Raw genomic sequence first — 12901 nt, 5'->3', positions numbered from 1 at the left:
ATGCTCACAAAGCACTGCTAAATAAAGAAATTACGATAGATTGCTTAAATCAATCTCTATTTACACTTTTGTATTAGGTTGTTACATTTCAATTAATTAAAACGCCACTACAAGAAGAACAAAATGAAAAAACGCCTACTTAGCGCCTCCATTGCATGTTTATGCTTAAGCAGCTTAAACGCCCATGCCGTTACTTACCTCTCTGCTAAAGCCATGCTTGACGTGCAAACCGGTAAACTCATAAAAGCTCCCCTTATTACTATTGATAATGGAGTGATAAGCGCAATCGAGACTAATAAAAAGCCAACGCTTAGCAAAAATGATGATCACATTGAACTTCCTCAGTTAACACTTATGCCAGGTTTAATGGATATGCATGTTCATTTAACTAGCGACCCTACTGTGTCGCGCAGCCAACGTTTGAGCCAATCAGTGCCACGTATGGCTATTAAGGCAGCGCACTTTGCTAAAAAAACACTCGAAGCTGGCTTTACTACACTTCGTAATGTTGGCGCTGAGGGCTACAGTGTTATTGCCGTGCGTGATGGCATTAACGCGGGTGATATTGTAGGTCCACGTATTTGGGCAGCGGGCCCATCGCTTGGTATTACAGGCGGACATTGTGATAATAACCGCTTACCGCCAGAGCTAAAATACACATCAACAGGCGTAGCCGACGGACCATGGGCAGCACGAGTTAAAGTACGCGAAAATATAAAATACGGTGCTAATGCAATTAAATTTTGCGCCACTGGCGGCGTTTTTTCTAAGGGTACTAAAGTAGGTGTACAGCAATATTCTTATGATGAAATGAAAGCCATTGTTGATGAAGCTCACATGCGCGACTTACCTGTGGCAGCACATGCACATGGTACCAGTGGTATTAAAACAGCCATTAAAGCAGGCGTAGATAGTATTGAGCATGCCAGCTTTTTAGACGATGAAGCCATAGCGCTTGCTAAAAAGCACGGTACATGGCTGTCTATGGATATTTACAATACCGAATACACGCTTAGTTTTGGCGAGCAAAATGGCGTAGATGAAGAAAACCTCAATAAAGAGCGTCAAGTATCTAAAAAACAACGCGATAGCTTTAGCCGTGCAGTAAAGGCTGGCGTTAATATGGTATTTGGTACCGATGCCGCTATTTATCCACACGGCGATAACGCAAAGCAGTTTTCTCGTATGGTTGAATTTGGAATGACCGAACTACAAGCTATTCAAGCCGCCACTATAAACAGTGCAAAGCTGTTAAAAATGGAAAATACACTTGGTCAGCTAAAGGCGGGCTTTGCTGCAGATATTATTGCAGTAAAAGACAACCCACTTAATAATATTAGTGAGCTTGAGCGCATCCCTTTTGTAATGAAAGCAGGTGTAGTTTATAAAAAATAATAACTAATTAGCGTATTACTTTTTAAAAAGCATTAAATTTAACCTTAAATTTACTTTTTAGAACAATAACTCACCCACATTGTAATTAATTTCTCTTTTTTAGAATTTTTTATTCACTTAACGAATAATAACTATTAGTATTCGCGCAAACCAATGAATACGAATAATTATCAATATGAAACAATTTAACTACTCTCTTTTAACGTTAGCGTGTTTAAACGCCCCTTTAGCGGTTGCTGCAACAACCGCTGAAAAAGACATCGAACGTATTAGCGTTTACGAAAAGCAAAACCAAGTTGTAATGAGTTCAGGCCTTGCAACTAAATCAGACATGTCATTAATGGAAACCCCAGCACCGGTTGTTATTATTGACCGTGAACTTATTGAGTCACAAGGTGTAGATAGCCTACAAGAACTTGTACGTAACGTGAGTGGCTTAACCCAAGCTGGTAATAACTACGGTATAGGCGATAACTTAGTTATTCGTGGCCTTGATGCAAATTATACCTACGATGGCATGTACGGCGGTGCCGGTTTAGGCAACACATTTAACCCTACTCGCTCACTGACTAATGTAGAGTCGGTTGAAGTACTTAAGGGCCCAGCAACGGGTTTATACGGTATTGGCAGTGCTGGTGGTGTAATTAACTTAATTGAAAAAAAGCCAGAATTTGAAGAAAAACACAAAGTATCGGCTGAGCTTGGCCAATGGGATAGCTATTCACTTGCTTTTGATAGCACCAATGCAATTACCGATGATTTAGCCTACCGCGTGATGGCCAAAACAGCATCAAGCGATGGCTTTCGTGATTTAAAAGAAGACCGCGACGAGCTGTATACATCACTTAAGTATGTATTGAGCGACAAGCAAGATATCATGATCTCAGCTGCCTATATTAAGGATTCAATTGCGGTAGACTCTATTGGCCACCCAATTAGAATTTTTAATAGTGAATCAGTAGACGGTTTAACTGCAGGCGAAGTAACCGGCGCAGATTTAGTGAATGACTCTAACGGTAATGGTGTTCAACTTACAGCGGCGCAACAAGAACAACTTGCTAATTCTCTTTCATCAAACGACGGATTAACTCCTTATAGCTTTGGAACAAACGGTATTATTTCGCCTATGGCGGATGATAACGAAGGTGAAGAGCTTCGCTTTAAGCTGACGCATAATTACTTTATTACTGATGATTTATTTTTAAATCAGCAGCTACAATACCGTAACTATACATCGAGCTTTGCTCGCCAAACAGGTGCTTACAATTACGTGTATTGGGAACGTAATGGCATTGTAAATGATGACCCTCGTGCTCCATTAGTAGAGGACGGCGTACTTTACTCATTTGCAGCTCGCCGCCAAGAGTATCGTCAAGTAGAGGCAGATGAAAAATCATGGCAGTACTTTTTAGATTTACGCTATGACTTTATGCTAGGCGATATTGATAACGAGTTACTTGTTAATGCAAACTACGAAGACAGAGATATTCGCTTTAAGCAGTACTCTATTTACGACGCCGATAAAGTAATCACTAATAGTGATGGCGAGACTATTTACCAAGGTACGTTGCCTTACATTTACGATATTCGTGAACCTAATTGGCCTACTGGCAGCTTTGATGACTACGACCCTCTAAAAACCAGCGACTACAATAAAAAAGTACAAGCATGGGGCTTAGGTATTCAACATGTAGGCTACATAACGGATGCGCTTACAACGCGTGTAGGTGTTGCTTATAACCGTATTAAGCAAACATATGAGCACTTTGGTGTTGATGAGCGTTATAGCTCAAGCCGCGCCGAGCCTACGCCTGAAGCGAACACTTCAGACAGTGGTTTAACTTATAACTTAGGTGCCACTTACCAACCAACTGAAGATTTTTCGGTATTTATTAACCACTCAAAAGGGCGTACAGCATACAGTATACTTGGCTCAGTAGCGGGTAACGAAGCAGACCGTGAAGACTCAGAGTCAATAAGTAACGATTTAGGTTTTAGATTTAAAGCATTTGATGATCAACTTTTAGCATCACTAGTTGTATTTGAAAGCGCGCGTACTAACTTAGAATACAGCAACCCACTTTATGAAGCCGGTGTGTCTGGCCCCGATGTAGTAGAAAGCTACTACGATGGTGAAGAACAAACTAAAGGTGTAGAGCTTGATTTAAACGCGCACTTAAATGAGCAATGGAAAGTAAATATAAACGGTGTTTATCAAGATGCCCGTGATAAAACCAACCCTAACAGCTCAAGTTACGATACTCGCCAAAAAGGTGTGCCGTATGTTACCGCAAGTACGTGGGTAACTTACTACGCCGATATGTTTAACTTACCTGAAAATGTAAATATAAGTGGTGGTATCACTTATGTTGATGACAGAAGTACAAACTCTACGAGCTTTGGTATTCCTGATGGTTATGTGCCGAGCTACACGGTTTATGATGCGGCGGTTTCGTACACAACCGATAAATGGCACATGCAGCTTAATTTAAACAACTTGTTTAATAAAAAGTACTACTCTAAAGCCATGTTTTTAGGTGGTATGCCAGGTGAAGAGCGTAACGCTAAGCTAAGCTTTAGCTACACACTTTAACCCATCTGGGCAACTAATTTACTCCTACAATAATAAGTAGGAGTAAATTAAACTTATTCTTCATTTAATACTCTACAAAACTTACCTCGCTAAGCGTTGCTATAATTTACAAGCGTGCTAGCATTACTTTCTGAATTTACTGAAACTTGAAAAGCTATGAGTCTATCTGAAAAAAATTTAGCCTTTGTCATGCATTGCGGTGAGATGGGCAGCCGCTGGGGTTTCAATCGCACTATAGGGCAAATGTGTGGGTTGTTGATCATTACAAAAGAGCCAATGACCGCGAACGAAATTGCCGACGCGTTAAGTATCTCTCGTGGTAACGTAAGTATGGGCATTAAAGAGCTGCAATCATGGCAGTTAATTAAAGTGCACCATATACCTGGCGATCGCAAAGAGTATTATGCGCCTGCTGGTGAAATTTGGGATATGGCCAACCGTGTTTTTGAAGAGCGTAAAAAACGTGAAATAGACCCTACACTTAGCCTTCTTCGCGATAACTTACTCGATGAAGCCAGTAATGAAGAAGAGTTATACGCACAAAAGCAAATGGGTGAAATCCATAACTTGCTTGAAACTGTTACTAAATGGTCATCAGAATTACAACGTTTGAGCCCAGAGCAACTAAATAAGCTTATGAAGCTAGGCTCAGGTATTGGCAAAGTAATCGATTTAAAAGATAAAATATTTAAAAAAGAATAAAACTAAATAAAAAAGCCGCAAACTGCGGCTTTTTAAATTTAGTAAAGCGAAAATTAAATTTTCGGATACCCAATTCTATCTGATAAGTAACCAACACTTGTTGCAAAGTAGTACGAACGATTCCAGTGCATAAACACTTTGTAGTTATCGTACGCTAAATACATGCGCCCATTTATATCATCTGGCATTACAAGCGCAGCTTGCACATCTACATTGGGTAAATCAGAGCCATCAGCTTTTCGTACACCAAGCGCTTGCCAATCTGCAAGCGAACGCTCTGAATTATTCCAATACTCTAACCACTGTTTACGTGTTTTAGTACCGCGTTTTAGCACGTATTGACTATCAAAATTGTCTGGCAATTTGACCTGACGACCCCATGTTAACGAGTCATTCCAGCCCTCTTGCTTTAAATAATTGGCAATAGAGGCAAAGGCATCCTCTTTGGTGGTCCAAATATCTTTGCGGCCATCGTTATTGTAATCAACAGCGTAGGCATTAAATGAGGTTGGCATAAACTGCGTTTGCCCCATTGCGCCAGCCCAAGAGCCTTTAAATTTATCGAGGGTTATATGGCCTGATTTTAAAATATCTAATGCTGCCCACAGCTGGCGTTTATAAAGTGCTTCTCGGCGACCATCAAAGGCAAGGGTTACTAACGATGAAATAACGTTATGACCCCCCTGAATTGTACCAAAGTTACTTTCAAGACCCCATAAAGCCACTATAAAACGCGCTTGCACGCCAAACTCTTTAGCTACTTGCTCTAGTACATCTTTGTTTTGCGCGTAAAGCTTACGCGCACGGTCAATTTTCCACTGTGGAACACGTTTTGGTAAATAAGTTTCGAGTGTTTCTTTTACTTCAGGCTGGTTTTTATCAGCAGAAACTACTTTTTCTTTGTAAGACGCTGTTGCAAATGCATCGTCTATTAATTTGCTATCGTAGCCTTTTGCTATGGCCTCTTGTTTTAAATCGCCCAAGTAAGTTTGAAATTCGGCCTGTGTTTTAGCAACTACAGAGCCACTTAAACACACTGAGCATAAAATTACGGCTAACTTTTTAATCACTATCAACTCCGTTTTCTTTTCGTAATTGGCTAAGTAAGTTTTCTTCTGGCGGTGGAATCTGTAAATAGTAGCCTTTATCAGGATCGGCTAAAGCCTCTTTTACAGTTTCAAGGTCGGCGCCACCTAAATGATCACGCTTTGCTAAGTTAATGATCATTACATAAATAGGTTGACCAAACATTGCCAGTAAAGGTTCAGGCACTTTACTAAAATCATCTCTTTTTTCAACAAATAAGAAGGTATCCGCTTTTTTCTTACTTTTATATACCGCAGTGAGCATAATGGCCCTATTTAATCTTGCTTAACATTGCCGCACACTATAACATGAGAGTAATAATAAGTTAGAAAAATTAGATTAGAAATTTCAATAAAGGCCTTATTCAGCCTACGTTTATCTAAAATTAATTTCTAATCAGACAAATCAATTGAGCGTGTATGTCGGAACAAATTTTTGAGCTAAAAGGGAACCTTTTCACACTATCAGTATTGCATCTTTATAGCACTGATATTGCCCTTCTAGCAGAGCAGTTGTATGTAAAAATAGCCCAAGCTCCTCGGTTTTTTGAAGGAGCCCCTATTGTTGTTAATTTAGAAGAAATTAAAAACAGCTCACTTGATTTTGTACACTTAAAATCACTTATTGAGCGCATGAGCTTTAATGCAGTTGGTGTATGTAATGGCTCAGATGATCAACACAGCCAAGCAAAGGCAGCGGGCTTATCGGTTTTAAATTACTCACAAGATGCAAAAAGCGCCCCAGTAAAACAAGAGGCACCTAACACCTCTATTGTTGAAAAAAACGTCTACCTTCCAGCGCAAGTAATTAATGGCACGGTACGTTCAGGTCAGCAAGTTTACGCAAAAGATAGAGACTTAATTGTACTTGGCGCAGTAAGCCATGGTGCAGAAGTAATAGCCGATGGCAACGTGCACATTTATGGCACATTGCGTGGGCGAGCTATTGCGGGTGCAAAAGGGACAAAAGACGCCTGCATATACTGCCAAAAACTTGAAGCCGAACTGGTTTCAATTGATGGCAATTACTGGATCAGTGATTCATTGCAAGGTGAGCACTGGGGCAGCGCAGTACAAATACAACAAAAAAACGAATCATTAGAAATTTCAGCTTTGGTTAAAGGATAAATCTCATGGCAAAAGTTATTGTCGTTACTTCAGGTAAAGGCGGTGTTGGTAAAACAACATCAAGTGCTGCAATAGGCACTGGTTTAGCATTAAAAGGCTATAAAACAGTTATCATCGATTTTGATATTGGCTTACGTAACCTAGATTTAATTATGGGGTGTGAGCGCCGCGTAGTGTACGACTTTGTAAACGTAATTAATGGCGAAGCAAATCTTAATCAAGCGCTAATTAAAGACAAACGCGTAGAAAAACTCTTTCTACTTCCTGCATCACAAACACGTGATAAAGACGCCCTAACCCGTGAAGGTGTTGAACGCGTACTAAACGAATTAAAAGAAGATTTTGATTACATCGTATGTGACTCACCAGCTGGTATTGAAGCCGGTGCAATGATGGCGATGTACTTTGCCGATGAAGCAATTGTAACAACCAACCCAGAAGTATCATCAGTTCGAGATTCTGATAGAATTTTAGGTATTTTACACAGCAAATCTAAACGTGCTGAAGAAGGCCTAGAAAACATAAAAGAGCATCTACTTTTAACTCGCTACAATCCAGAGCGTGTTGAAAAAGGCGAAATGTTATCGGTAGAAGACGTGAAAGATATTCTATCTATTCCATTACTAGGTGTTATTCCTGAGTCGCAAGCAGTATTAAGCGCATCTAACTCTGGCCAACCTGTGATTCTTGATGGTGAATCAGATGCAGGGCAAGCTTATGCAGATGCAATTAATCGCTTATTAGGTGAAACAGTCGATTTTCGATTCTTAGACGTTGAGAAAAAAGGCTTATTTAAACGGATTTTTGGAGGTTAATGTGTCTTTACTTGACTACTTCCGCTCAGAAAAAAAGAACAGCGCGTCATTAGCAAAAGAGCGATTGCAGATCATTGTCGCGCACGAACGTTCTCAACGAGGAACGCCGGATTACTTACCACAATTAAAACAAGATATTTTAGATGTGATCCGTAAATACGTGAACGTAAACACTGACGCAGTTCAGGTACAGTTTGATCAAAACGAAGATGATTTAGCAGTACTTGAGCTCAACGTGACATTGCCTGACGAAGAAAAAAAGTAGTACAACAAAAAGCGGCATTTAAACTGCCGCTTTTGTTTTAACATTCACTACACATTTGTATGTGCGCGCAATTGTGTTTTAAATTTAAAAGTTTACACGTAAACCAAGTAAAAACTCATGGCTTGCGGCATTGTCGATTTTAAAACCATCGGTAAATGCATCTTGGCCTGTTTGCACATCACCAAATTCAATATATTGGTACTCAGTGTAAAGAGATATAGCTTTAGTTACTTGATAGTTAACCCCTGCCCCAATATTCCATGTAAATTCGGTTGAGTCGTCATCGGCATATGCATCGTAATAACCATCAACATTGCCATCAAATGCACTGATCCCTTGGCCACCTAATTTTGCAGAGTAGCTATTATTTGCAACGCCTAAACCCGCTTTAATATAGAGTGTAAATGCAGTGCTATTGTCAAAATCGTAAAAGCCTTCAATTGTATAAGTTGTCGTTTTTAAATCCCCCTTTAATACATATTGCTCACCCTCACGTGAGCCAGCTCCCACTTTTGACTCGCTATAATCGGTGTCGTGATAACTTATACGTGCTTCTACTCTAAACTGAGGATTAAACTGATAACCTAAACCAATGCTACCTACACTGCCATCGCCAGCATCAAATTCAGAGGGGGAGTCTGCATCTACTGCAATATTGTTTCCAATGGCTTGTGAGTCATTCGCTTTCGAGCTGTAGCCTATATGTGCAGATCCATAAACCCCCTCTGCGCTGGCTAAAGTAGGCGTAGTACAAACTAAAGTAATTGCGGCAACTATGCTTTTTTGTAATGTGTTCATTGTCATTCCTGATTTTTTTAACAACCAAAGTTTGGTGCTTTAAGGCTAATGTTGAATTCGCAGCTAATATAACTTTTAGATACCCGAGCGAATAGATACATAACGGCATAATAAAATTCCGAAATTCAGAACAATGATTAATTACTTACGGCATATGGCCATTTTTTCAAAAGTAGTAGCTGCAAGTTCGTTTCGTATTGCAGCAAAAGAGCTTGGTATTGCGCCCTCACGCGTTAGCCATAGTGTTTCTGACTTAGAACAGTTTTTAGGCGTCACTTTATTACATAGAACAACCCGAAAATTGTCACTGACCCCTGAAGGGGAAAAGTTTTACACCCACGTAGAAAATATAACAAAGCATGCAGAAGCAGGTTTAAATGAAATAAACTCTGTGGGTGATGAGCCTATTGGGACTTTAAAAATATCGCTTCCCGCCTTTTTAGCCAGTTCAGAAATTTCAGCCGCTATAGCGGAATTTGTGCAAATATACCCAAAAGTAAATTTATCACTTAATTACACCGACCAAGTAGTCAACATAATGGATGAAGGACTCGATTTAAGTATTCGCGTAGGGTGGCTTGCAGATAGCTCTCTTATGGCACGTAAAATTGGTGAAAGTAAACGGCTTTTAGTTGCTTCGAGTACTTATGCTAAAAAACATAAAATACCCGAGCACCCTAATGATTTAAACAGTGGGATTGGGTACATTTTAGCATGCGTGGCAGCACCGTAGATTTTACATCGCCAAATGGTGAAGTTGTGTGTATTTCCGAAAAATCGCGTATTAATGTAAACAGTGCGCTTGCAATTAGCCACTTTATATCTGAGAACTTGGGTCTAGGAATTTTGCCCGAAAACCTAGTAAAAAAGCAACTAGCACGAGAAGAGCTCACTCACATTTTACCTCACTGGCAACTCAAGCCACTAGGTTATTACGCGGTATGGCCTAACAATGGACGCAGAGAAAATCTAACATTATTACTTGTTCGTTTTTTAGCAAAACGGGGCTTGGCCTAATTAAAGGATTAATTAAGTCTCCATAAGTATGTATGTTATTATTAAATTATTACTTTGCACTATGCTAGCTTTAAAATCCCTATGTTAAATCCCACTGCTTGTTTTACGCTATTTTCTCAACCTATAAATAATATACCGCTACCTGATAAATTTACTTTTCCGTTTTACTATCAGCCTCATGAGCTTTCAGTTTTAGCATCAAGCCAGTTACAAGAAGAGCTAAAACTGCACTTACCTTATGACGAAAATAGCTCCATTGATGATGGTAAAATGTTTGGTGTATTGGTTGTTAAAAATCAGCAACAGCAGGTTGGCTTTTTAGCCGCCTTTTCTGGACAGATTGATGGCTTAGAAACAGATATTCAATTTGTTCCCCACGTATCTAGCATGGCATTGCAAGATGTAAGCTATTTAAAAGAAAGTAAGATAATTAATGATATCAATGCGCAAATAGCTGAGCTTGAAAACAGTGAGCATATAAAAAGCTTACAGATTTCACTAAACGCTGATACACAAAAATTTGAGCAGCAATTACATGCTCAACAACTTATCATGCAGGCAAATAGAAAAGAGCGGAAAAAACAACGCAGTGAGATTGCAGAGCAAGCAAATAGCAAGCAAGACAAAGCATTGCATGATTTAGCAAAACAAAGCATTGAAGACAAAAAACATTACCAAGCAATAAAAGACAGTTGGCAGGATAAAATAGCCAAACAGCAAAATGCGCTTAACACTTTAAATGATGAAATAAAGCACTTAAAAAAACGCCGAAAAACTCTCTCTAAAAACTTACAAAAACAGTTATTTGCCAAGTATCAATTTTTAAATGCACAACAACAAATAAAAGATCTGAATGCTATTTTTGCAGAGCTTCCTGAGCATACTCCACCTTCAGGTGCGGGTGATTGTGCCGCACCAAAACTATTACAATACGCATTCAAAAATAACTTAGCCCCCATAGCTATGGCTGAATTTTGGTGGGGAGCGGCGCCTAAGTCGGCTGTACGCCAGCACAAAAACTATTACCCATCTTGTTATAGTAAGTGCCAGCCTATTTTGTCGCATATGTTACAAGGGCTAAATATTGAAGATAACCCCTTGCTAGTTAACCCAGCACAGGGCAAAGAGCTGCCCATTGTTTATCAAGACGATGACATTGTTATTGTAAATAAACCAGCGGAGTTTTTATCTGTACCTGGGGTTAATGTTGAAGACTCTGTGTATTTGCGAATTCAAACACAGTTCCCTCATGCAACAGGGCCTTTAATTGTACACAGGCTTGATATGTCTACGTCGGGCTTATTAGTTGTAGCACTAAATAAACGCGCACATAAGTCTTTGCAAAAACAATTTATTGCTCGCACTATTGATAAGCGCTATATCGCACTTGTTGATGGTATTGTTAAAGGCGATAGCGGCAAAGTAGAACTGCCATTAAGGCTCGATTTTGATGATAAACCTAGGCAATTAGTTTGCAACACCAAAGGAAAACCTGCACTTACCACATGGCATGTGCTTGAAAGAAAAGAAAACATGACTCGCTTACAGCTTTACCCAAAAACAGGGCGTACCCATCAATTAAGAGTACATTGTGCACACCATTTAGGACTTAATATGCCTATTATTGGCGATACGCACTATGGTAAAAAAGCAAACAGACTCCATTTACATGCAGAGCATTTAGCTTTAGATCACCCCATTACACATAAACGTCTTGCTTTTACTATTGCCCCTGATTTTTAAAAAGAGCTATAAAAGCTGCTTTTAATACCCCCGACTTCAATAAACAGTCGGGGGGGAGGGTTATACCAATCCGCATAATTAAGTGTTCTATTTTGAGGATGGAAAAATGTGTTGATAACTAGGCAAAAAATTCGCTATTTAGTTGTTCTAAATGAGAATTTTTTAACGAAGGTAACGACACGTTTAGCCCCGCAAAATGATTAAGTATTATTGCTGATTGGTATCACTTATCCCACTCTTTTAAAGTCTCTTTTACAAAGCTGTAGCGCCATGAATTAAGTAAATCGGGTTTGATATGATTTACTTTTTGCGCATCGGTAAGCTTCCAACTCCAACTGATAAGTTGATTAATTTGCTTTTTAGAAGCCATTACATCCTCAGGGATACCCTGCTCTTTTGCGACTTTAGTAATTTTTTGTTTAATGTCTTTCGCAACTTTTTTATAAGCAGGAAAGTCAATTAAACGCTTTAAAACGGGAGGATGCTCATCAGTCGGTATTGCCTTTGCGGTTTCAATACATTTAAGTATTTCTACGCCAGAGCGATTAACTTCCATCGACTCAACACCGGGAATTTGCCTAAGCGAATTTAAACTCGATGGCCCGCGTTTGGCAATTTCAGTCATGTTGTGCTCTTTAAGCACAAAGTTAAGTGCTAAATTTTTACGAATCGCTTTGTTACGACGCCAAACGGCGAGCTCTTTTAATACTGCAAGTTCGTGTGGTTTTAATTGCCACGCATTTTTAATGTCTTTATATAACAATTCATCTGGTGTTTGAAATGCACGTTTATTAGCAATCAGTTCGCTTTCATTTATTACAATTTCAAATAGTTCAGCGTCATTAATTCGTTTAATAATTAGTTCAAAACACGGTAGTAAATGAAAAGTATCGGCAGCTGCATAATCTAGCTGTTTTTTAGTTAGCGGACGCTGTAGCCAATTAGTACGTGACTCACTTTTATCTATTTCAATACCAAGTAACTCTTTCACCATAAGGGCAAAGCCCATACAGTTTCCTTCACCTAATAGTTGCAAAGCAAATTGAGTATCAAATAATGGTGCAGGCATAAAGCCTGCGTATTTTTGAAATACTTCAATGTCTTCAGACGGTGAATGTAAAACTTTAAGTACGCGTGGATCTTTTAATATTTCCCAAAAATCAAATAACGATAACTCAGCAAGCGGGTCAATTAGTGCTAAATGCTCACCATCATATACTTGGATAAGTGCAACTTCAGGGTACAAAGTACGGCGGCGCATAAACTCGGTGTCTATGGCTAAAATTGGTTTGTTTTTTATTTGCTCAACAAATGTATTGAGTTGATTTTGTGTTTCGATCAATTGGTATTGCACTTAATC

General features: G+C 39.2%; 11 protein-coding genes and 1 pseudogene. 8 read left to right on the top strand and 4 right to left on the bottom strand.

Features of this window, described 5'->3' with window-relative positions:
* Nucleotides 1-123 precede the first annotated feature (123 nt).
* From PESP_RS20100 to PESP_RS20090, 3 genes are all read left to right on the top strand, one after another.
* A complete protein-coding gene (locus PESP_RS20100) occupies nt 124-1395 on the top strand; it encodes a Xaa-Pro dipeptidase (RefSeq protein WP_089349773.1) in 1272 nt (423 codons plus the stop codon).
* A gap of 175 nt (nt 1396-1570) precedes the next feature.
* Nucleotides 1571-3988: a TonB-dependent receptor gene (locus PESP_RS20095; RefSeq protein ID WP_089349772.1), complete on the top strand. Its 2418-nt coding sequence runs from the start codon at nt 1571-1573 to the stop codon at nt 3986-3988.
* A gap of 156 nt (nt 3989-4144) precedes the next feature.
* Complete coding sequence (locus PESP_RS20090) at nt 4145-4690, top strand: GbsR/MarR family transcriptional regulator (RefSeq protein ID WP_089349771.1); 546 nt, start codon at nt 4145-4147, stop codon at nt 4688-4690.
* A 53-nt stretch (nt 4691-4743) separates the two neighbouring features.
* Here PESP_RS20090 and PESP_RS20085 read toward each other — a convergent pair whose 3' ends face one another.
* Nucleotides 4744-5760: a lytic murein transglycosylase gene (locus tag PESP_RS20085; RefSeq protein WP_089349770.1), complete on the bottom strand. Its 1017-nt coding sequence runs from the start codon at nt 5758-5760 to the stop codon at nt 4744-4746.
* A complete protein-coding gene (locus PESP_RS20080; RefSeq protein ID WP_089349769.1) occupies nt 5753-6040 on the bottom strand; it encodes a YcgL domain-containing protein in 288 nt (95 codons plus the stop codon). The genes PESP_RS20085 and PESP_RS20080 overlap by 8 nt, the downstream gene beginning before the upstream one ends.
* Nucleotides 6041-6195: 155 nt before the next feature.
* Between PESP_RS20080 and minC the strand changes: the two genes are divergently transcribed.
* From minC to minE, 3 genes are read left to right on the top strand one after another with little or no spacing between them, the layout of a single operon-like run.
* Complete coding sequence (gene minC, locus PESP_RS20075) at nt 6196-6903, top strand: septum site-determining protein MinC (protein ID WP_089349768.1); 708 nt, start codon at nt 6196-6198, stop codon at nt 6901-6903.
* Nucleotides 6904-6908: 5 nt separating this feature from the next.
* Nucleotides 6909-7718, top strand: coding sequence for a septum site-determining protein MinD (minD, locus tag PESP_RS20070; protein ID WP_089349767.1), 810 nt, complete (start codon nt 6909-6911; stop codon nt 7716-7718).
* 1 nt (nt 7719) lies between these two features.
* Complete coding sequence (minE, locus tag PESP_RS20065; RefSeq protein ID WP_004586362.1) at nt 7720-7983, top strand: cell division topological specificity factor MinE; 264 nt, start codon at nt 7720-7722, stop codon at nt 7981-7983.
* 84 nt (nt 7984-8067) lie between these two features.
* Here the strand turns inward: minE and PESP_RS20060 are convergent, their stop codons facing one another.
* Nucleotides 8068-8781 (bottom strand): outer membrane protein, encoded by a 714-nt coding sequence (locus tag PESP_RS20060; protein WP_089349766.1) that lies wholly within the window; start codon nt 8779-8781, stop codon nt 8068-8070.
* Between the two features lie 133 nt (nt 8782-8914).
* Between PESP_RS20060 and PESP_RS20745 the strand changes: the two are divergent.
* Nucleotides 8915-9798, top strand: a pseudogene (locus tag PESP_RS20745) (LysR family transcriptional regulator).
* An 81-nt stretch (nt 9799-9879) separates the two neighbouring features.
* Nucleotides 9880-11541, top strand: a complete 1662-nt coding sequence (locus PESP_RS20050) for an RluA family pseudouridine synthase (RefSeq protein WP_089349765.1) — start codon at nt 9880-9882, stop codon at nt 11539-11541.
* A gap of 223 nt (nt 11542-11764) precedes the next feature.
* Here the strand turns inward: PESP_RS20050 and rnd are convergent, their stop codons facing one another.
* Complete coding sequence (rnd, locus tag PESP_RS20045; protein ID WP_089349764.1) at nt 11765-12895, bottom strand: ribonuclease D; 1131 nt, start codon at nt 12893-12895, stop codon at nt 11765-11767.
* Nucleotides 12896-12901: the final 6 nt, after the last annotated feature.

Source organism: Pseudoalteromonas espejiana DSM 9414, from assembly GCF_002221525.1.
In the GTDB taxonomy this organism is placed as follows: Bacteria; Pseudomonadota; Gammaproteobacteria; order Enterobacterales; family Alteromonadaceae; genus Pseudoalteromonas; species Pseudoalteromonas espejiana.
The sequence above is the reverse complement of the archived record's forward strand: the minus strand, read 5'-3'. Positions and strand labels throughout refer to the sequence as shown.

Excerpts from the sequence above, each read along its gene's own strand:
- PESP_RS20095 (WP_089349772.1), top strand. The coding sequence starts at position 1,571 with ATGAAACAATTTAACTACTCTCTTTTAACGTTAGCGTGTTTAAACGCC.
- PESP_RS20100 (WP_089349773.1), top strand. The coding sequence starts at position 124 with ATGAAAAAACGCCTACTTAGCGCCTCCATTGCATGTTTATGCTTAAGC.
- PESP_RS20060 (WP_089349766.1), bottom strand. The coding sequence starts at position 8,781 with ATGAACACATTACAAAAAAGCATAGTTGCCGCAATTACTTTAGTTTGT.
- minC (WP_089349768.1), top strand. The coding sequence starts at position 6,196 with ATGTCGGAACAAATTTTTGAGCTAAAAGGGAACCTTTTCACACTATCA.
- PESP_RS20090 (WP_089349771.1), top strand. The coding sequence starts at position 4,145 with ATGAGTCTATCTGAAAAAAATTTAGCCTTTGTCATGCATTGCGGTGAG.
- PESP_RS20050 (WP_089349765.1), top strand. The coding sequence starts at position 9,880 with ATGTTAAATCCCACTGCTTGTTTTACGCTATTTTCTCAACCTATAAAT.
- minD (WP_089349767.1), top strand. The coding sequence starts at position 6,909 with ATGGCAAAAGTTATTGTCGTTACTTCAGGTAAAGGCGGTGTTGGTAAA.
- PESP_RS20080 (WP_089349769.1), bottom strand. The coding sequence starts at position 6,040 with ATGCTCACTGCGGTATATAAAAGTAAGAAAAAAGCGGATACCTTCTTA.